The sequence below is a fragment of the Nisaea acidiphila genome, from assembly GCF_024662015.1.
In the GTDB taxonomy this organism is placed as follows: domain Bacteria; phylum Pseudomonadota; class Alphaproteobacteria; order Thalassobaculales; family Thalassobaculaceae; genus Nisaea; species Nisaea acidiphila.
Map to the genome: position 1 here is coordinate 1,608,322 of NZ_CP102480.1, position 19,283 is coordinate 1,627,604.

Genomic DNA, 19,283 nt, shown 5'->3' on the forward strand with positions numbered 1-19,283 from the left:
CCGAAGCGGCGCCTAGAGCGCCTTCGCCTGATCGCGCAGAACGAATTTCTGGATCTTGCCCGTCGAGGTCTTTGGCAGCTCGCCGAAAACGATCGTCTTCGGCGCCTTGTAGTGGGCGAGATTCTCGCGGCAGAAGGCGATCAAGTCGGCTTCCGTGACCGAGGCACCGTTTTTAAGGGTAACGAAGGCGCAGGGCGTCTCGCCCCATTTCTCGTCCGGCCGTGCGACCACCGCCGCGTCCAGCACCGCCGGGTGCCGGTAAAGCACACCCTCGACTTCGATGGTCGAGATGTTCTCACCGCCCGAAATGATGATGTCCTTCGAACGGTCCTTCAGCTCGACATAACCGTCCTCGTGCCACACACCGAGGTCTCCGGTATGGAACCAGCCGCCGCGGAAGGCGTCGTCGGTCGCCTTCGGGTTCTTCAGGTAGCCCTTCATCACGATATTGCCGCGCATGAAGACCTCGCCCATCGTCTCGCCGTCCTGCGGCACCGGCTCGAGGCTCTCCGCATCCGCCACCATCAGGCCTTCCTGGACCGGATAGCGCACGCCCTGGCGCGACTTGAGCCGCGCCTGCTCCTCGATCGGCAGGCCGTTCCACTCCTCGTGCCATTCGCAGACCACGGCGGGGCCGTAGACCTCGGTCAGGCCATAGACATGGGTCACCTTGATGCCCATCGCCTCCATGCCCTCGATCACCGAGGCGGGCGGCGCGGAGGCGGCGGTCATCATCTCGACCTGATGCTCCCAGCTCCGCTTCTCGCCCTCGGGCGCGTTCAGCAGCATCGACATGACGATCGGCGCGCCGCAGAGATGGGTCACACCATGATCCGCGATGGCGTCGTTGATGTCCTTCGCCACCACCCGGCGGAGGCACACATGGGTTCCGGCAAGCATGGTGATCGTCCAGGGGAAGCACCAGCCGTTGCAATGGAACATCGGCAGGGTCCAGAGATAGATCGGATGATGCGCCATGCCCCAGACCAGCGCGTTTCCGAGCGCGTTCAGGTAGGCGCCACGATGGTGATAGACCACGCCCTTCGGGTTGCCCGTGGTCCCGGAGGTGTAATTGAGCGCAATCGCATCCCACTCGTCCTGCGGCGGGATCGCCTGGAAGTCCGGATCGCCGGTCGCAAGGAAATCCTCGTACTCCATCTCGCCTAGACGATCTCCTCCGGGAGCGGCCGGATCTGCGATGTCGATGACGAGGATCTCGCGCTTCACCTCTTTCAGCGCCTCTCGGATCACGGGGGCGAATTCGGTGTCGGTAATGAGGACGTCCGCCTGGCCATGATCCAGGATGAAGCCGATGGTCGGGGCATCGAGGCGGATATTCATTGCATTCAGAACGCCGCCTGTCATCGGTACGGCGAGGCTGGCCTCGAAGGCGGCGGTGATGTTCGGTGCCATCACGGCGACGGTATTTCCCTTGCCGATCCCGCGTTTAGAGAGTGCGGATGCGAAGCGGTGGCAGCGCTCCCGCGTTTCCGCCCAGGTGAAGCGGCGGGCACCATCGATCACGGATGCGCGTGTCGGGAACACCGCGGCTGTCCGGGCCAGGAAGGAAATCGGCGACATGGGCACGTAATTCGCCGCGTTCCGGTCCAGATTCTCCTCGAACGGATTTCCGCTCATTCCCTGCTTCCTCTCGATTTTTTTTGCCGACGGAGCGGCTGCGTTCCGAGGAGGCTAGCGCCCCGGCGGCACGGCTGCAATGCGTCCGCGCGGGGAATTGAACGATTGCGGCAGGGCCGCCGGGGCGGCATGCTCGGGCTCTCCCCCGCCGTGACCTGAGCCGGGCCGATGCCCGACCGCTCTTCGGTCCGTTACACACCCGAACCGGATAATCGCCATGACCGCAAAGCGACCCGCCGCCACTCCGACTCAGCTTCTCGACGACGAGAAGGTTCGTATCACTCGCTGGGACTTCGCGCCGGGCGCCGAAACGGGTCATCATGTCCACGGCATGGACTATGTCGTCGTCCCGATGACCGACCTCACCCTGCTGCTGGAAGAGCCGGAAGGATCGCGAACGGTCACGACGCCGGCCGGCGCCGCCTATCGCCGGGATGCCGGGGTGGAGCACAATGTTATCAACGGAGGCGATGCGCCGATGTCCTTCATCGAGATCGAATATAAGTGAGATGACGCCCGATACCCGGAACTACGATCATTTCCTGACGCCTGACGAGGAAGAAGCCCTCGTTGCCTTCCGCCACGATCTCCATCGCCATCCGGAGCTTTCGGGCGAGGAGGAGCAGACCGCGGCGCGCGTCGTCGAGTTCGTCGGGGCACGCGGCCCGGACAGGATCCTGACCGGCCTCGGCGGGCACGGCGTCGCCGCGATTTTCGAGGGAACCGAGCCCGGTCCGACCCTGCTCGTGCGCTCCGAACTCGACGCCCTGCCGATCCAGGAACTCTCCGGCCTCGACTACATCTCCGAGGTGCCCGGCAAGGCCCATCTCTGCGGCCATGACGGGCATACAGCGACCGTCGCGGCACTCGCCTACGGCCTGGAGCGGCAGAGGCCGGCAAAGGGCCGCGTCGTCCTGATGTTCCAGCCGGCGGAGGAGACCGGGGCAGGTTCGGCGGCGGTGATCGCCGATCCGCGCTACGGGGAGATCCGCCCGGACATGGCGATCTCGCTGCATAACATGCCGGGCGCCCCGATCGGCCACGCGACGCTCGCTCCCGGCATCGTCTGCTGCGCCTCGCGCGGCATGGAGGTGTGCCTCACCGGCAAGACCGCCCATGCCTCCCAGCCGGAGACGGGCATCTCGCCGATGGCCGCCCTCTCCGCCCTGATGCCGGCGCTGACGGCGCTCGGCGGCGGCAACGTCAAGGGCGAGCGCTTCTCCATGGTGACGGTGACCCATGCCTCTATGGGCGAGCCCGCCTACGGCGTCGCCCCCGGCGCAGGCCGGCTGATGGCGACGCTGCGCACGAAGTCGGACGGCGAGATGGCGGCTTTGATCGCCGCGGCCGAGGAACTGGTGGAGCGGGCCGCGAAGGGCGCGGGCCTGGGGTTCGAGATTTCCTACGATGACATCTTCGATGCCTCGGAGAACCATCCGGACGCGGTCCACCTGCTTGAAGAGGCACTGGACGCACGCGGCGTCACCCACGATGCGGGCGAACTCCCGTTCAGGGGCTCGGAGGATTTCGGGCGTTTCGGGCAAGGCTCGAAAGGCGCGATGTTCTTCCTCGGCGCAGGCGCGGGCCGCCCGCATGTCCATAACCCGGACTATGTCTTCCCGGACGAGTTGATCGGCATCGGCTCCGGCGTCTTCATGCACGCGATCCGGAGCTATCTCGGGTAGGGCGGACTTTCGATCGATTACTCCCAAGTTCGTCATCCCCATGCAAATGGGGACCCAGGGAAGACGGGCGGTGCTTTACGTTCCCTGGGTCCCCGCGTTCGCGGGAATGACGAAGTTGGAGAAAGTCTCGCTGACGACACAAAAAGCGTCAGGCGCCGTAGACCTCGCCCGCGCGCTCGGTCACCCAGGCCATCATCTCGCGCCAGGGGCCGGGACCATAGCTGATGCGCGAAACGCCGAGGGAAGCCAGTTCCTTCGGCTCGGGCACACCCGGCATCATCAGGATGTTGAGCGGCAGCTCGACGGCCTCGACGGCCTGGCGGATCAGATCCGGCGTCTTCAGGCCCGGCATGAAAATGCCGCTCGCGCCCGCCTCGGCATAGGCCCGCGCCCGCGCGATCGCTTCCGCCATCAGGGCCGGGTGATTCTCCGGCTCCCGATCCTTGAGAAAGAGGTCCGTGCGGGCATTGATGAAAAACGGCAGACCCGCGTCCTCGGCGGCGGACCGCGCGGAACTGATCCGCGCCGCCTGCTCGGCGACCGGATAAAGTCCGCTTCCGCCGATTTTCTGGTCCTCGAAGTTCACCCCGACGGCGCCGGCGGCGATCATCCGCGCGATGTTCTTGCCCACACCTGTGGGGCCGGTCGCATAAGCGCCTTCGAAATCGACGCTGAGCGGCAATTCTGTCGTTGCCGCGATCCGCTTCACGATCACCTCCAGCAGATCGAGCGGAAGCGCCTCGCCGTCACCGTAGCCCTGTGCGCCGGCGACGGACCAGCTTCCCGTCGCCAGTGCCTTCGCGCCTGAGTCCGCGACCGCTTTGGCGCTGCCTGCATCCCAGATATTGAAAAGGATGACGGGATCGCCCTTACGATGCAGCTCCGAGAAGGTCCGGGCCTTGGTTTCCTGGGACATGGCGTTTCTCTTTTCCCTTGGTTGCATAGCTTTGTTCGAGATCGATCAGCTTGCGCTTGCGCCAGAGTCCGCCGCCATAGCCGGTGAGCGAGCCGTCCGCGCCGATCACCCGGTGGCAGGGAATGGCGATCGCGATCTGGTTCGCCCCGTTGGCGCGGGCAACGGCGCGGGTCGCGCTCGGTCGCCCGATGGCCTTCGCGAGATCGCCATAGCTCCGCGTCTCGCCCGCCGGGATGCGCTGCAATTCGAGCCAGACTTCCCGGGTGAAGGGCGAGCCGTGATAGGCGAGCGGCGTCTCGAAACGCGCGCCCTCTCCGGCGAAGAAACCCGCAAGTTCCGCCGCGATCTGCTCGGTCGGCGGCAGCCGTCCGATTCCGATCCCGCCGGGGGCCGCCTCCCGAAGTTTCTTCAGCTCTCTTGGCAGCGCCTTGCGGTCGACGAATTCGAGCAGGTGCAGATGGGTCCGATCGCTGACCGCGACAAGCGCGCCGATCGGACTGTCGATCCAGTCCGCTTTCAACAGCTCGCCGCCGGTAAAACTCCGCGGCGACTGGCCGAGCAGGCGGGCGAAGGCGGCGCGGAAGCCGCTCGGAGAGTCGAAGCCGGCATCGAGTTGCGCGTCGATCACCCGCCCGCCGCCGGAAAGGGTGACGAAGCCGTCGCGCAGGCGGCTGAGCCGCGCCATCTCGAGGAAGGTCATGCCGAACTGGCGCTTGAAGCCGCGCCGCACCGTGGACGGGTCGAGCCCGAGGGCGACGATGTCCGCCTCGGTCCAGCGCCGCTCAGGTTCCGCCTCGAAGGCTGCCATCAGTTTCGTCACCCCCGGATCGCCCTCGGCGGCTTTCGCCAGCGGGCGGCAGCGCTTGCAGGGCCGGAAACCGGCCTCGATGCATTCGCCGACCGTCTCGAAGAAGCGGCAATTTTCCGATTTCGGGTTCCGCGCCGGGCAGGTCAGCCGGCAAAAAATCCCGGTCGAGGTGACGGCGACATAGGCCCGCCCCTCGAAGGCCGGGTCCCGGCGCTCGAGGGCGGCATAAAGCGTGTCGTGGTCGTATGTGTCGTACAGCATGACCAACGCCTACCAGATCGCCCGAAACCCGTACGCCGATTTTCGGGCGTTTATGTGTTTTACCCCCTCCCAACGGTCGTCATTCCCGCGAAAGCGGGGACCCAGAGAGCATAGGGCAGTGCCCGTCATCCCTGGGTCCCCATTTACATGGGGATGACAACCTTTGTTAGTTCGGCACACTAAATCTCGATATGGCCCGAAAGATACCGCGCGGCCCTGCCGGCCATCTCCACCCGGTCGCCCTTCAGGCTGCATTTCAACTCGCCGCCGCGGGCCGAGATCTGCCGACCGAGCAGCTCCTTCTTGCCGAGCCGCTCCGCCCAGTAAGGGATCAGCAGGCAATGGTTGGAGCCGGTGACCGGATCCTCCTCGATGCCGTGGTTCGGGGCGAAATAACGGGAGACGAAATCGACCTGCCAACCGGGCGCCGTTACCATGACGGAGACTGTCGGCAGCTTCTTCAGCAGGCCGAAATCGGGGCGGAGCGCGCGCACCTGGTCCTCGTTCTCGAGCACCGCCATCAGTCGGTCGCGCTCGGGTTCCTGCGGCGCGTCAAACAGCGAGACCGGAGTCGTACCGAGCGCCTCGTAGAGGCCCTCAGGGGTCTTGCGCGGCGCCGGCGGATAGCTCGGGAAATTCATCACGCAATAGTCGCCGTCGCGCCGCACGCGCAACACACCGCTCCGGGTTCGGAAACTGACCTCATCCCGCTCCGGCATCAGATCGTCGAAGATCAGCGCCGAACTGGCGAGAGTCGCATGACCGCAAAGATCGACCTCAACCGTCGGAGTGAACCATCGTAGATGAAAATCGGCCTCGCCGGTCTCGTCGGAGACGAAGAACGCGGTTTCCGCCAGATTGTTCTCGGCCGCGATCGATTGCATGGTGAGATCGTTCAGCCATGTATCGAGCGGACAGACCGCCGCCGGATTTCCGGCGAAGACTTTGTCCGTGAAAGCGTCGATCTGGTAAATCGGAACCCGCATTGTCCTTCTTCCTCTGGTTACGGATGTTCACTCAACCAGCGTGATGTTGATCCGCCGGTTCTGCTTGCCCTTGTTTTCGATCTTGCCGACCTGGACGGTGCCGATCTCGGCCGTGGAGCGGACATGCGTGCCGCCGCAGGGCTGGAAGTCGACATCCTCGCCGATGCGGATCATCCGCACCTTGCCGCTGCCCATCGGCGGCTTCACGGACATGGTGCGGACGAGATCCGGATTGGCCTGAAGCTCGTCGTCGGTGATCCAGGAGATCGAGATCGGATGATCGCCCGCGATCACCTCGTTGAGCTGCGCCGTGAGTGCATCTTTTTCCGGCCGCTCGCCCGGAATGTTGAAGTCGAGCCGGCCCTTCAGCGCGCCGATCTGGCCTCCGGTGACGCCGCCATCGACGACGGAGCAGAGAATATGCAAAGCCGTGTGGGTCCGCATGTGCTTGTAGCGGCGGTCCCAGTCGAGGGTGACCTCGACCGCCTCGCCGGCCGGCGGCAGCACGGCGCCCTCCTCCAGCACATGCAGGATGCCGCCCTCGCCTTTCACCGTGTCGACGATCGCGACCTCGCCGGCGGCGGTCTTCATGGTGCCGCTGTCGCCGGGCTGGCCGCCACCGGTCGGATAAAAGACCGTGCGGTCGAGCACCACGCCCTCGGGTCCGGCGGATACCACCTTGGCGGTGCAGGATTTGAGGTAGGAATCTTCGCGGAAGAGTTCTTCGGTCACTGTGCGGCCTCCCTGAGCTTGTCGGCTTCCATCAGGACCTCTTGATAGACTTCCCGGTCGACATTGCCACCCGTCAAGACGACACCGATCTTTTTCCCTTTGTTCGCCGCTGCCTCTTTCAGGCAGCCCGCGAGGGGGACGGCGCCCGCGCCCTCCGCGATATTGTGGGTATCGGTGAAATAGTGCCGCATGGCCGCCCTGATCTCCGCCTCGGAGACAGTGACGATGCGCTCCGCGCCCTTGCAGATCAGTTCGACGGCCGCCGGAACCGGCACCCGGCACGCCACGCCGTCGGCAAAGGTATCGGCGCTGTTGGTCGAGACCGGCTTCTTCTGCTCGAAGGAAAGCGCATAGGCGGCGGCATTCTCGGACACAACGCCGATCACCTCGGTCTTGAGGCCGAGCGCGTCGCGCGCCGAGATCACCCCGGAAATGCCGGAACCGAGCCCGATGGGGACATAGACCCGCTCGAGGTCCGGGCAGGCGGTAAGCAGTTCCAGCCCGTAGCTCGCCACCCCGCGGATCAGGTCCTCGTGGTAGCTCGGCAGCAGGTGAAGCCCTTCTTTCTCCGAGAGCGCGACCGCGTGCTCGAAAGCGTCCTGGAAGTCGCTGCCGTGCTCGATCAGTTCGGCGCCGAGCGCGCGCATCGCAGCGTTCTTCTCCACCGAATTGCCGTGCGGCACGACGATGACCGGACGCAGCCCGGCGCGCGAGGCGGCGAAGGCGACGCTCTGGCCATGATTTCCGCGGGTCGCCGTGATCACACCGGGGCAGTCCGGCATCCGGCGCTTGAGGCCGTCGATATAGACCAGGCCGCCGCGCACCTTGAAGGCGCCGAGCGGCGTGTGGTTCTCGTGCTTGACCCGGATCTCGGCGCCGGCGCGCGCCGAGAGCAGCGGCCAGTGATGCTGCGGCGTCGGCGGAACGACGCTGTGAACCAGATCTGCGGCGTCTTCGAGCTGCTGGCGCGTAAAGGAGATGGCCACGGGTCTTTCCTTTCGAGGTCACTTCCGGGAACGGCATCATGGCAAAGCCTTCCGCCGCATTCCATCCGTGACACGATCACATTGTCATCATTCAGAGAGGCAAAAATCGATACAATCTAACAATTGAACCCCTGCTTCCAGGGAGTAATATCGATTCAATCGTCGTTCAATCGGAACATTGTCACAGAGACAAAGATGCACCGCCCCGCGCTCGAATGGCTTCCCGATCTCTCGGGAATCCCCGGACCGAAATATCTCGCCATCGCCCGCGCGATGGCGGAAGACATCGCGACCGGCCGGCTTGCGCCGGGCACGCAGCTTCCGACCCACCGGGAACTGGCCTACCAGCTCGGCGTCACCGTCGGCACCGTCTCGCGTGCCTATGCCGAGGCCACGCGGCGCGGCCTGATCGACGGCGAGGTCGGGCGCGGCACCTTCGTGCGCCGCCGGATCGGCCGCGACATGGGCGAAATTCCGATCGGCGCGAACCGGGGCGGCATCGATTTCGGCCTGAACTATCCTCCGCTGGGCGCTTCCGAGCGCGAAGCCTTCTCCGCCGCCATGCACGAGATCGCAGACGGGCACGATCTGTTGAATCTGCTTTCCTACGCCCCCCACGGCGGCGCCCCGCGTCACCGCCGGGCGGCGGCCGACTGGATGACGAGCCTTGGCGTGAAGACCGACGCGGAGCGGACGATTGTCACCACGGGCGGGCAAAACGGCATGCTCGCCGCCTTCTCCGCCCTGGTCCAGGCGGGCGATACAATCCTGGTCGAGAAACTGACATATCCCGGCATTGTCCCCCTGGCCGAGATGCTCGGCCTGAAGATACAGGCGGTCGAGCTTGACGAGGAAGGGGTCAATCCGGATGCGCTTGAAGAAGCCTGCCGCAGCTTCGCGCCGCGCGCGATGTATTTCATGCCGACCCTGCAGAACCCGACCAACACGGTGATGAGCATGAAGCGGCGCGAGGAGGTCGCACAGATCGCCGCCCGCTACAACCTGATCCTGGTGGAGGACGATCTTTACCGTTTTCTCGTGGAGGATGCGCCGGAGCCGCTCTCCAACCTGCTTCCGGAGCAGTCGATCTTCATCACCTCGGCGGCAAAGCAGCTCGCACCCGGTCTCCGTATCGGCTGTGTCAGCGCGCCGCGCGCCATGGTGCCGCGGCTCGAGCGTGCGATGCGCGCCTCCACATGGATGGCGGCGCCGGCGATGGCCGAGATCTTCGCCCTCTGGGTTTCCCGAGGCGTCGCACAGAAACTCGCCCACGAGAAGGCGGCGGAAATGCGGAAACGCCAGCAGGCGGCCGCCGAGATCCTCGACGGTTTCGAGTTTGCCCAGCACCCGACCAGCATGCATCTCTGGCTCACGGTCCCCGCACCCTGGACCGACCGGGACGCGGTCGCGGTGCTGGGCGAGCAGGGCGTGTCCGTCTCCTCCGGGCAGGTCTTCGCCACCGCCCCCGGCGCCGGCCGCAACCGGCTGCGTCTCTCGCTCGGCAACCCGAAGGATCTGAAGACCGTGCGCCACGGCCTCACCCTCGTCGCCGACACCCTCGCCGGCGCGCCGCAGCAGGCCGCCTCCATCGTCTGACCCACCGCGGCCTCCGTCCGGACGCCGCACCTCAAGGAACGCGTAGAATGAAAGTCGAACCCGTCACCCTCGCCGGCAAGCATGTCCGCCTGGAGCCCCTCAGCGAGTCCCATATCCCGGCGCTGCAGAAGGCCGCCGAGGATCCGGCGATCTGGAAATGGACCTGGCCTGGCACCGATCCGGACGCGGTCGCGGCCTATGTCCGGCTCGCGCTGGAGAACCAGGAAAAGGGCATCGACTGTCCTTTCGCGACAGTGGACATCGCCAGCGGCGAGGTCGCGGGCTCGACCCGCTACATGACCATCGACACCAAGAACAAGCGGGTCGAGATCGGCAGCACCTGGATCAACCCGCGCTTCCAGCGCACGCCGCTCAACACCGAAGCCAAATACCTGATGCTGCAACACGCCTTCGAGACGCTCGGCTGCATCCGGGTCGAGTTCAAGACCCACCACAGGAACGAGCAGTCCCAGAACGCCCTGAAGCGCATCGGCGGGATCTACGAGGGCACGCTCCGCCAGCACATGATCCACACCGACGGAACCCTGCGCGACTCGGTCTATTTCTCCATCCTCGACAAGGAATGGGAAGGGGTGAAGGAGATGCTGGAGGGGAAGCTGAACCGGTAAACGAAGCCACTGCTTCGCAACCGTTTCGAAATTCGAAAACTTGCATCGAAAACACAACTAGAGGGAGAAATTATTTAATGCGATAATTTAGGCGGTTACTTTTGTCGGTGAAATTGCTCTAGCCCGCATAATTGGGCCAAAAGCGAATAAACGCCGGCCGGATGAGCGAAATGTGGACAGAAGATCAGCTGCGAGAAGCCTGCTCGGACTCTGCGCACGCATGCCGAACTAGTCTTTATACACTAATCGCTGTCTGTCTTTACGTTGCCATTACTGCAGCCTCAATCAGTGACGTCGAATTTCTGACCGGCACGACTATCCAACTGCCAATTCTTGGCGTTTCTGTTCCACTCGTACCGGCGATGTATTTCGCGCCAATCGTCATACTCGTTGTCCATGCCTATACACTTTCGCATTTCATAGAATTTCTTCGACGGCTGCGACTATTTCATGAAAGCCTAGCCAGTCTGGCTAGAGCAGACCAATTAGGCATGGCCATCTCGCCGTTCCTCCCAGGTCAAGCTGCTCTGCGACATTGCAGATCAGGATTGCTGCTGACGGCAGCACATTTCGGATCACTTCTGACCATCTTCTTATTGCCGCTGGCCACGATGGCATTTCATCAAATGCTTCATGTCCGCTATCAGAGCGACCCGCTGACCACCACCCATGCAACAATCACAACCCTCGACTTATTCATTGCCTTACTTACAGCTCACAAATCGTACGAGTTATCCGAAAAAAATCACCTTATAAATAAAACCTGCCTGTTGAGTTTCTATTTATTTATTGCTCTACCCACTATTTATTTTTCTTGGGTTGACATGACCCCGCCGGGAGGATCCATGGAGAAAACCTTCCTCGCAAGCACGGTTCTTTATGTCACAAATAATTTCTCATCACATGAAAAAGAAAAAAAACTATGTCAGACACATTACAACGGCAGTCGCGCGACAAAAGAGGACAAAGAGGAGCTCGATGAAGCTAAAGATAATAATCAATTCGACCCCGGCACTCACTCTGGTTTACGATGCCGCACGATATTGCTCTCGAGAGAAAATATAATCGACCAAATCTACCGGCGATCTCTGATAATTTCGCGCACCGACATCACACCGGATTTAGGCTCGGAAGAGTCAATCGTTACAGCACACGATCTGATCGGTCGACGCATCAACCGAAGCGGCGCGAATCTTCGACTTTTAACATTGGTCCAAGTGGACATGCCTCGTGCCTTTCTCAAAGGCGCGGATCTTCGCTATGCCTATCTCGACAAATCGAACCTCGACGGCTCCGTTATCCGCGACGGAAATTTTACAGATGCAGTTTTGCAGAAGATATCGCTCCGAAACGCAAATCTGAGCGGTGGCGAGTTCAAGAACGCGAACTTAAGGAAAAGCATCCTGACCGGCGCCGAGTTAACAAAAGCCGATTTGACCGACTCTACGATGGCGAAAGCAGATCTTAGGGGCGCGAATCTCACGAAAGCGATTCTTAAAAACACGAATTTCGACCGGGCAAATCTAGATTTCGCACTGCTCGACAAGGCAAAACTCGACGAAACCCGCTTAACTCACACAAGTTTACGTGGGGCCGAATTTACCAGCGTATTGATCAAACCGAGATATAGCGCCCGAACCAATATCCGGTTGTGCGAAACCGACTATTCGGGCGCCCGGCTGAACGCCCGCACACTCGAACGTTTACGCGAAACCCCGCCAGGGTCGACAAAATGCGCGTCATCGACTCTTCCGGACCGCGGAAGCGTCACTGAAACAGAGCGAAAATACACAAGCCTCATGTTTCCACTCATCTTCAAAGAAGCGTGCGATATTCCCGGTTTGCCTGAAGCGATATTCCGGCGCTACACAATGGATAAATACGATCTCGTCCAGTTGGATATGGCGAGATGGTTCAAATACGGAAAATGCCCACGGAATACTCGCGGCGCAGGCAAGACCATGTCCGATCTCATGCCAGATGATTTGATCCTGGAGATCGATTGGGCTGCACGGCGCAACTCAATCGATTACATTGACTTCACGCGCTATGCTTCGGATCCACACAAGAAGGCGCCGCCAACACGGCAAAATATCCCTCTACATTTCACTGAAAAAATCGAAGACCGGCCCCCAAGCGTATTAGAAGGCTTGCCCGAACAATTCTAACTCCACGGCCGCGACTGTCGTATCCCGAATCGTAACGGGATCACGCCTCGACAAATCCCGCTGTCGCCACAAGCGCCAGCAGCCCCGCGCAATGGCCGCGCAGGCTGAGTTCGGGCTCGACATCCACCCACTCCTCGAGCGTGTGCGCCCGTCCCCCAGCCCCGCCATGGCCAAACTTGACGGCGGGCACGCCGAGCGACATCGGGATGTTGGCGTCGGTCGATGAGGCGGAAAATTCCGGCTCGAAACCGTAGGCCTTGATCGCCGCCACGCTCGCTTCGACGATTGTGGTGTTGTGCGGCGTGGTACCGGCGGGGCGGTTGCCGATCCGGGTGAGTTCGCAGGTGATCTCGCCGTTCGACGTATCCCCCCGCGCGTTCTCGCCCTTCACGGCCTCCTCGATCAGCGCTTTGACCTCGCCATCGACCCGGTCCAGCACCTCGGCGGATTCAGAACGCAGGTCGATCTCGGTCCAGACCTCCTCCGGGATCGCGTTGACCGACGTGCCGCCCTGGAAGGTGCTGGCACAGTAGGAACTGCGCGGATCGCCGGGCACCTCGATCTTCGACATACCGACGAGGAAGGCGCCGAGCGCATAGGCCGGGTTCACCGTGCCGAAGGCGCCGAGGCTGTGCCCGCCCGGCCCCTTGAAGGCAACCTTGTAGCGGTAGGAGCCGACGCCCGCAGTCACCAAATCCTGGGTCTCGATACCGTCGAAGGTGAAGAAGGAGGCGATGCGCTCGCGGTAGGGGTTTTCGGTGAAGAGATAGCGGATGCCGCGCAGGTCGCCCTTGCCTTCCTCGCCCACGTCGCCGACGAAGAGGATGTCCTGCTCGGTCTCGATCCCGGCGGCATCCAGCGCACGGATGAAGGCGAGCAGGGTGGCGAGACCGCGCGTGTCGTCGCCAACGCCGGGGGCGAAGAGCTTGGTGCCCTCGCGCCGAACCTTCACATCGGTGCCTTCCGGGAACACCGTGTCGAGATGGGACGACGCGACAACGATCGGGCCGTTGCCGCGCCCGCGCCGCAGCCCTGTGACGTTGCCGATCCCGTCGCGCTCCACCTCCTCAAGGCCGAGCGCACGAAACATCTCCTCGTAGGCCGCCGCCCGCTTCTCCTCCTTGAAGGGCGGAGCCGGGATCTCGGTCAGGGCGATCAGCTCCTCGACGAAGCGGTCATGGCCGGCGCGCAGCGCCTCGGCGGCCTTCTCGAAACGCGGGTGTGACCGGATAAGGCCGGTGTCGTTGGTCATGATCTGCTCGAACAAATGAAGGCGGAAAAGATGAGATAAACAGCCTAGCGGAGCCGAACCGCCCGTTGGAAGGCCTTTCCTATCATAAATCCCAAAACCTGACCGATTCGAGCGAGCCGTCACCCGCAACAGCCGCCAAATCGCGGCGCTCAGCGGCGGCACCGGGCCAGCCTTTGCAACTTTGGCGATTTGCGGTCAAACTTTGCGCGGTACAAGAGAGTTGGACTCTCATACGTATCGGGAGCGTCAGAATGCGTTCAGGTCGGGGCCGGTCGGTTTTTCGCACTGCCGTGCGGCTGGTGCTTTGCCTCTTCCTATGGGGGGCATTCTCCCTCTCCGCCGGGGCGTCGACAAAATCACCCGCGAAACACATCGTTATCCTCTCCACCCTGTCTTCGCCCTTGCTCGACACCTCTATCGTCTGGTTCCGCAAGGAGATGGCCGAGCGCGGCTATGTCGACGGAGACAATGTCAGCTATGAGTTCCTGAATGCCGAAGGCGATATCGTTCAGGCGGTTTCCCTCCTCTCCTCGGCAATCGCGAAACGCCGTCCCGATCTGATCCTGACCGTTGCAACCCTGGCAACCCGAGCCGGGAGAGAACTGCTCGCCGCGACCCGCATCCCGCAGCTCTTCATGATCGTGACCGACCCCGTCGACGAGGGTCTCACGCAAGCGATGGGCACACCGAGCGGGTCCAATGTGACCGGCCAGAGCCATGTGGTCCCGGCAGAATCGCAGCTCGCCGTTGTGTCCGAGGTCCTTCGGACCGCCAAGCGAGAGGCACCGTTCCGCATCGCAATCCTGCGCTCGGATTATCCCTCGGCATTGAGCGTGTCCGCCCAATTGCGCGCGGCGGCGCCGAACTACCCGGCGATAGAACTGGTCGAACTCGGTTTCCCCTATCGTCCGGGTGACTCCGGTAGCCTCGAAATGAAGGCTTCCGCGCTACGACTGATCGAGCAGCATCGTAAGAGCCTCGACGGACTTTGGCTGGTCGCCGGCCCCAATCAGGCCAATCGCGCCTTTGTAGCAGCCGTGCAGGAAACCGGAGTTCCGATCGTCAATAGCGGGAACATCGGCAATGCCCGCAGAGGCGCCATGGTAGCGCTTCAGTCCACGGCCGAGTTCATCGGCAAGGATGCCGCGGAGACGGCCGTTACGATCCTGGCCGGGACCGATCCGGGAGAAATTCCCATTACCCGTCCCCGCCAATTCGTTGCCGGCGTCAACGTGACGACCGCGGGACGTCTCGGAGCGGTCATTCCCTCCGCCATTCTCGAGTTGGCTCAGGGCAATGTATTTCACTGAGAAAGCCATATGATTTGAGCCTATATGCGAAATTCTTGGCAGCCATCGTCCCCATCGTTCTCCTCGGAACGGGGGCGCTTGGATACTGGTCCTTCACCTATTCACGCGACGTGCTCTACGAGACCGAGCAACGGGCGCTCAGCCTCAGGATCGAGGACGCGCACGACCAGTTCCTGGCCCGCCGCTACCGCCTCCTGGAGACGACCGGGCTTAAGGCGCTGAAGTCCTATGTCGATCAATACAAGTCGGAGGCGCTGGACGACTTCGCGCTGCTGAGCGAGAGCACGGGCCGCCGGATCCTGATCTTCAATAGGGACGGCAGGGAATTGCTCTGCGCCGGCTGCAAGGACACCCTGGAACAAGAGGGATGGCGCGAGCTTGCGATGGGCGTCTCGGACGGGTTGACCGGCACGCACGAGGCCGCTCTTGACGATTTTGCGGTATTCGGGGCCAGACGGTTCGAGACGCCGGAATGGAACTGGGTGGTCTTGCTGACCTACCCCGAAGCCGCGATCTCTAAGGAGGTGGAGAATATCCGGCTCGCCACGATCGTCGTCTCCCTCGCCTCGATCCTCGCCATCGGCGGAATGGTCGCCTGGGTCTCGAGGACCCTGCTCGTCGGCCCGATCGTGAAACTCAAACTCGCCGCCGACGCCATCGCACAGCAGGAGCAGGTCTCGAACATCGACGTGCGGTCGGACGACGAATTGGGACAGCTCGCCCGCGACATGGAAACCATGTCCAAATCGATTCATGATTATGTCGAGAGCGCAAACGCCGCGAACCGGGCAAAGTCCGCGTTTCTCGCCACGATGAGCCACGAGATCCGCACGCCGCTGAACGGCGTGCTCGGCATCGCGCAGCTTCTCGAGGATACCGATCTCGACGCGGACCAGCGCAAGAAGGTCTCCAACATCATCGCGTCCGGCAAGACCCTGCTCGCGATCATCAACGACGTTCTGGATATGAGCCGGATCGAATCCGGCGCGATGGAATTGGAAGACACGGTCTTCAGCCTGAAAGACCTGCTGTCGTCGATCATGACCCCGTTCCGCGCCGCCGCGGATCAGAAAGGGGTGGCGATCCGCGGCGAGTACCGGATCGAGGAGCCCGACTATATCAGAGGCGACCCCGTACGCCTGCGGCAGGTCCTGTGGAACCTCCTCAGCAATGCCGTGAAGTTCACCGATGCCGGCAGCGTCGTCCTGAAGGTGTGGGAGGTCACCGGCGACGAAGCCGGTTCCAAGGGCACTCCGGAAGGAACCCGCGGGATACACTTCGCCGTCACCGATACCGGCACGGGTGTCGCACCGGAACGCCAAGCGTCGATTTTCGAGGCCTTCACGCAGGAGGACAGCTCGATCACGCGGAAGTTCGGCGGCACCGGTCTCGGGCTCTCGATCGTCAAACAGATCGTCGAGTTGATGGGTGGACGCATCGGCATTGAGAGCGCGCTCGGCGAAGGTACGACGATGGAAGTCTTCATCCCGTTCGCCATTGCCTCGGAAGGCGCGATCAAGAACGTGCAGTCGGAAACCGCCGGACGAAGCCTCGATAATGCCCTGCCTGCATACCGGGTCCTGGTGGCGGAGGACAACGCCATCAACGCGATGGTCGTCACCGCCGTGCTGGAGAAGCTCGGGCAGAAGGTCGACCAGGTCGAGAACGGCCTGCAGGCGGTCTCGGCAGTCCGCGACGGCGAATACGACGTCGTCTTCATGGATATCCACATGCCCGAAATGGACGGTATCGAGGCGACGCGGGAAATCCGCACTGGCAACAAGAATAGCGGGATTCCGATCATCGGCCTCACGGCGGAAGCCTTCGTCGAACGACATGCCGAATTCAAGGCCGCCGGGATGGACGAGGTCATGACCAAACCGTTCACGGAAGATCAGCTCTATAACGTCCTCAGCCGGCATTGCTGATGCCTCGGGCCTTCAGCCCGCAATATCATTCTCGATCATTCTCGGCTCAGCGCTGCCCGATCCGGAAATTCCAGGCGATCAGCGCATTGAGGATCGCCGCGCCGACGAAGGAATAGAGGATCTGCTCCGGTGCGAGCACGAAGCAGGCAGCGAGAAACACCGCCGCGTCGAAACACATCTGGAACCAGCCGGCCTTGAAGCCGGTCCTTTCCTCCACCACCAGCGCCAGCACGCCGAGCCCGCCGGCCGATGCGTTATGCCGGAACAGCGCGATCAGCCCGACGCCGGCGCAGGCTCCGGCGAGCGCGGCGCCGAACAGCGGATGCACGCGCTCGATCACGATGAAGTCCGAGAGCAACGGCGTACCGAGCGAGATGCAGGCCACCACGAACAGCGTCCGCAGGGTGAAGGCAATCCCGCGCCGCGCGAGGGACAGCACGAGGAACGGCAGGCTGACCGCGAAGAAGACCGTGCCGAAGCCGAAAGGCAGAAGATAGGAAAGCAGGATCGAGAGTCCCGCCGTCTGCCCCGTCACCAGCCCGGCCTGCTCCAGGAATATGACGCTCAGCGACATCATGAAGGCGCCGAACAGGATGCCCTGCGCATCGTAGAAGGAGATCGGTGACTTCATCGGATTCCGGATGGTGTCGGAGGTGTGGCGAGGGGTTCGTCGGGAACCGGGCGACTGGTTAGCCGAACCGCCGGAGGAAGACCAGCGAATTGCGGCTCCCGGACAATACACGGTCTCCATCCCCCGTCGTAATATGCTGCACGGCGTCCAGCCAGCGTGTACCCTGACGAAAACAGCGAATAAGGGAGCCGGCAATGCGCGTCGCACTCATCGTGGGGGTCCTCGCCCTCAGCCTCGGGGCCTGCGCCGGCCTGCCGGACGGCAGCCCTGAAGCCCGCACCGCCGCGCATTTCGAGGCGATCCGGGGCGACCGCACCCTCACCCGCGCCTTCCTGCAGGCGATGCCGAAGGGCGCGGACCTGCACACCCATCTCTCCGGCGCGGTCTATGCCGAGGCCTATATCGACTGGGCCGCCGACCCGGATATCGATCTTTGCTTCGACCCTGCCAAGCGCGCCATCGTCGCCTGCGCTGCTCATGTGCCGCCGGTGGCGAAACCGGACTGCCGCGAGGCGGTGCAGGTCCGGATGAGCGATGCCGCCGCGAGCGACGCCTGCCGTGCCGCCATCACCGACAACCTCTCGATGCGGAATTTCCGGCCCAACCCGCTCTGGGAAGAACGCTCGGGCCACGACCAGTTTTTCGCCACCTTCGCCCGCTTCGGCGCGATCTCCGGCGAGCGCAAGGCGGAAAGTCTCGCCTGGCTCGCCCGCAACGCGGCGCTGCAGAATATCGTCTATGTCGAGCCGATGATGACGCTCGGCTGGGTCAATCCGGCCGCGCTCGGCGTTACGCAGAAGCTGAAGGGCGGCAGCGACGCCGAACTCGCCGCCTTCGAGAAGGCGCTGCTCGATAACGGCTTCGGCAAGCTGGTCGATGCCGGCGCGAAGGTGCTGAACGACGCGATGGCCGGCGCCCGCGCCGAGATGGGCTGCGGCGGCACCGCGCCCGAGCCCGGCTGCGCCGTCACCCTGCGCCAGCTCGGCCAGAGCATCCGCACCCAGCCGCCGGAACACGCCTTCGCCCAGATCATGCTGCATTACATGATCGCCGACCGGGAGAAGCTCAGCGTCGGGGTCAATTTCGTCGCGCCGGAGGATTATCACGTCGCGCTCCGGGACTATTCCCTGCACATGGCGATCTTCGGATACTTCAAGCGGAAGTACGAGCGGGTCGGCCTTTCGCTCCATGCGGGCGAGCTCTGGCTCGGCGTCACCGAGCTTGAGGACATGACCTTCCATATCCGCGAGGCGGTGGAGATCGCCGGCGTCAACCGCATCGGCCACGGTGTCGCCATCGGCTTCGAGCACGGCAGCGAGGACCTGATCGCCCGCATGGCCAAGGACGGCATCGCGGTCGAGATCAACCTTTCCAGCAACGAGCAGATCCTCGGCGTGAAGGGCAAGGACCACCCCTTCCCGACCTATCTCCGCGCCGGCGTGCCGGTGATGCTCTCCACCGACGACGAGGGCGTCGAACGGATCGACCTCTCGAGCCAGTACCAGCTCGCGAGCGAGCGCTACGGGCTGAACTATGCGGAGCTAAAACAGCTCTCCCGGCAGAGCCTGGAGCAGAGTTTCCTCACCGGAGCGTCGCTCTGGTACGCCTTCAACATCGCCCAGCCGGTCGGCCCCTGCTCAAGCGGCTTCGACACGGCGGACTGCAAGGCGTTCATCGCCCGCAGCGACAAGGCGCGGGCGCAGGTGGAGCTGGAGAAGCGGTTCGCGGCGTTCGAGGGGCGGTGGTGAAACCGACTG

16 protein-coding genes are annotated in these 19,283 nt (G+C 63.1%); 8 read left to right on the forward strand and 8 right to left on the reverse strand.

The genetic code is table 11. The features are described from left to right. Positions 1 to 12 precede the first annotated feature (12 nt). Positions 13 to 1,638, reverse strand: coding sequence for an acyl-CoA synthetase (locus NUH88_RS07400; RefSeq protein ID WP_257771050.1), 1,626 nt, complete (start codon positions 1,636 to 1,638; stop codon positions 13 to 15). Positions 1,639 to 1,855: 217 nt separating this feature from the next. Between NUH88_RS07400 and NUH88_RS07405 the strand changes: the two genes are divergently transcribed. Both NUH88_RS07405 and NUH88_RS07410 read left to right on the forward strand, forming a co-directional pair. Further along, positions 1,856 to 2,146 carry a cupin domain-containing protein gene (locus NUH88_RS07405; protein ID WP_257771051.1) on the forward strand — a complete coding sequence of 97 codons (291 nt, stop codon included), beginning with the start codon at positions 1,856 to 1,858 and terminating at the stop codon, positions 2,144 to 2,146. A 1-nt stretch (position 2,147) separates the two neighbouring features. Then, the gene (locus NUH88_RS07410) at positions 2,148 to 3,323 is read left to right on the forward strand and encodes an amidohydrolase (protein ID WP_257771052.1); all 1,176 of its coding nucleotides are present in this window, start codon (positions 2,148 to 2,150) and stop codon (positions 3,321 to 3,323) included. Positions 3,324 to 3,471: 148 nt separating this feature from the next. On the opposite strand, the gene NUH88_RS07415 is transcribed toward NUH88_RS07410, so the two are convergent. The 5 genes from NUH88_RS07415 to NUH88_RS07435 all read right to left on the reverse strand — a co-directional run bounded on the left by NUH88_RS07415 (position 3,472) and on the right by NUH88_RS07435 (position 8,012). Then, positions 3,472 to 4,239, reverse strand: coding sequence for an isocitrate lyase/PEP mutase family protein (locus NUH88_RS07415; RefSeq protein ID WP_257771053.1), 768 nt, complete (start codon positions 4,237 to 4,239; stop codon positions 3,472 to 3,474). Then, a complete protein-coding gene (locus tag NUH88_RS07420) occupies positions 4,193 to 5,308 on the reverse strand; it encodes a bifunctional transcriptional activator/DNA repair enzyme AdaA (RefSeq protein WP_257771054.1) in 1,116 nt (371 codons plus the stop codon). The genes NUH88_RS07415 and NUH88_RS07420 overlap by 47 nt, the downstream gene beginning before the upstream one ends. 179 nt (positions 5,309 to 5,487) lie before the next feature. Further along, positions 5,488 to 6,294 (reverse strand): PhzF family phenazine biosynthesis protein, encoded by an 807-nt coding sequence (locus tag NUH88_RS07425; protein ID WP_257771055.1) that lies wholly within the window; start codon positions 6,292 to 6,294, stop codon positions 5,488 to 5,490. A 27-nt stretch (positions 6,295 to 6,321) separates the two neighbouring features. Next, a complete protein-coding gene (locus tag NUH88_RS07430; protein WP_257771056.1) occupies positions 6,322 to 7,026 on the reverse strand; it encodes an alanyl-tRNA editing protein in 705 nt (234 codons plus the stop codon). After that, positions 7,023 to 8,012 (reverse strand): threonine dehydratase, encoded by a 990-nt coding sequence (locus tag NUH88_RS07435; RefSeq protein ID WP_257771058.1) that lies wholly within the window; start codon positions 8,010 to 8,012, stop codon positions 7,023 to 7,025. Before NUH88_RS07435 ends, NUH88_RS07430 begins: the two co-directional genes overlap by 4 nt. 195 nt (positions 8,013 to 8,207) lie before the next feature. On the opposite strand from NUH88_RS07435, the gene ehuR reads away from it, so the two are divergent. The 3 genes from ehuR (at position 8,208) to NUH88_RS07450 (ending at position 12,405) form a co-directional block, all read left to right on the forward strand. Beyond that, positions 8,208 to 9,608 (forward strand): MocR-like ectoine utilization transcription factor EhuR, encoded by a 1,401-nt coding sequence (gene ehuR, locus NUH88_RS07440; protein WP_257771059.1) that lies wholly within the window; start codon positions 8,208 to 8,210, stop codon positions 9,606 to 9,608. Positions 9,609 to 9,655: 47 nt separating this feature from the next. Next, positions 9,656 to 10,237, forward strand: coding sequence for a GNAT family N-acetyltransferase (locus NUH88_RS07445; RefSeq protein ID WP_257771060.1), 582 nt, complete (start codon positions 9,656 to 9,658; stop codon positions 10,235 to 10,237). 170 nt (positions 10,238 to 10,407) lie between these two features. Further along, on the forward strand, positions 10,408 to 12,405 hold the full coding sequence (locus NUH88_RS07450; RefSeq protein ID WP_257771062.1) for a pentapeptide repeat-containing protein: 1,998 nt from the start codon (positions 10,408 to 10,410) through the stop codon (positions 12,403 to 12,405). Between the two features lie 40 nt (positions 12,406 to 12,445). On the opposite strand, the gene NUH88_RS07455 is transcribed toward NUH88_RS07450, so the two are convergent. Then, complete coding sequence (locus tag NUH88_RS07455; protein ID WP_257771064.1) at positions 12,446 to 13,657, reverse strand: M20/M25/M40 family metallo-hydrolase; 1,212 nt, start codon at positions 13,655 to 13,657, stop codon at positions 12,446 to 12,448. Between the two features lie 251 nt (positions 13,658 to 13,908). On the opposite strand from NUH88_RS07455, the gene NUH88_RS07460 reads away from it, so the two are divergent. Together NUH88_RS07460 and NUH88_RS07465 are read left to right on the forward strand one after the other, a co-directional pair. Then, positions 13,909 to 14,967 (forward strand): ABC transporter substrate-binding protein, encoded by a 1,059-nt coding sequence (locus NUH88_RS07460; RefSeq protein WP_257771066.1) that lies wholly within the window; start codon positions 13,909 to 13,911, stop codon positions 14,965 to 14,967. Between the two features lie 35 nt (positions 14,968 to 15,002). After that, entirely contained in the window at positions 15,003 to 16,895 is a 1,893-nt protein-coding gene (locus tag NUH88_RS07465) for an ATP-binding protein (protein ID WP_257771068.1), read from the forward strand. Between the two features lie 46 nt (positions 16,896 to 16,941). Here the strand turns inward: NUH88_RS07465 and NUH88_RS07470 are convergent, their stop codons facing one another. Further along, positions 16,942 to 17,526, reverse strand: a complete 585-nt coding sequence (locus NUH88_RS07470) for a YitT family protein (RefSeq protein ID WP_257771070.1) — start codon at positions 17,524 to 17,526, stop codon at positions 16,942 to 16,944. 194 nt (positions 17,527 to 17,720) lie between these two features. On the opposite strand from NUH88_RS07470, the gene NUH88_RS07475 reads away from it, so the two are divergent. Then, a complete protein-coding gene (locus tag NUH88_RS07475; RefSeq protein WP_257771072.1) occupies positions 17,721 to 19,274 on the forward strand; it encodes an adenosine deaminase family protein in 1,554 nt (517 codons plus the stop codon). Positions 19,275 to 19,283: the final 9 nt, after the last annotated feature.

Coding starts and splice junctions, on each gene's coding strand:
- NUH88_RS07400 (WP_257771050.1), bottom strand. CDS start 1,638: ATGAGCGGAAATCCGTTCGAGGAGAATCTGGACCGGAACGCGGCGAAT.
- NUH88_RS07405 (WP_257771051.1), top strand. CDS start 1,856: ATGACCGCAAAGCGACCCGCCGCCACTCCGACTCAGCTTCTCGACGAC.
- NUH88_RS07410 (WP_257771052.1), top strand. CDS start 2,148: ATGACGCCCGATACCCGGAACTACGATCATTTCCTGACGCCTGACGAG.
- NUH88_RS07415 (WP_257771053.1), bottom strand. CDS start 4,239: ATGTCCCAGGAAACCAAGGCCCGGACCTTCTCGGAGCTGCATCGTAAG.
- NUH88_RS07420 (WP_257771054.1), bottom strand. CDS start 5,308: ATGCTGTACGACACATACGACCACGACACGCTTTATGCCGCCCTCGAG.
- NUH88_RS07425 (WP_257771055.1), bottom strand. CDS start 6,294: ATGCGGGTTCCGATTTACCAGATCGACGCTTTCACGGACAAAGTCTTC.
- ehuR (WP_257771059.1), top strand. CDS start 8,208: ATGCACCGCCCCGCGCTCGAATGGCTTCCCGATCTCTCGGGAATCCCC.
- NUH88_RS07445 (WP_257771060.1), top strand. CDS start 9,656: ATGAAAGTCGAACCCGTCACCCTCGCCGGCAAGCATGTCCGCCTGGAG.
- NUH88_RS07450 (WP_257771062.1), top strand. CDS start 10,408: ATGTGGACAGAAGATCAGCTGCGAGAAGCCTGCTCGGACTCTGCGCAC.
- NUH88_RS07455 (WP_257771064.1), bottom strand. CDS start 13,657: ATGACCAACGACACCGGCCTTATCCGGTCACACCCGCGTTTCGAGAAG.
- NUH88_RS07460 (WP_257771066.1), top strand. CDS start 13,909: ATGCGTTCAGGTCGGGGCCGGTCGGTTTTTCGCACTGCCGTGCGGCTG.
- NUH88_RS07470 (WP_257771070.1), bottom strand. CDS start 17,526: ATGAAGTCACCGATCTCCTTCTACGATGCGCAGGGCATCCTGTTCGGC.
- NUH88_RS07475 (WP_257771072.1), top strand. CDS start 17,721: ATGCGCGTCGCACTCATCGTGGGGGTCCTCGCCCTCAGCCTCGGGGCC.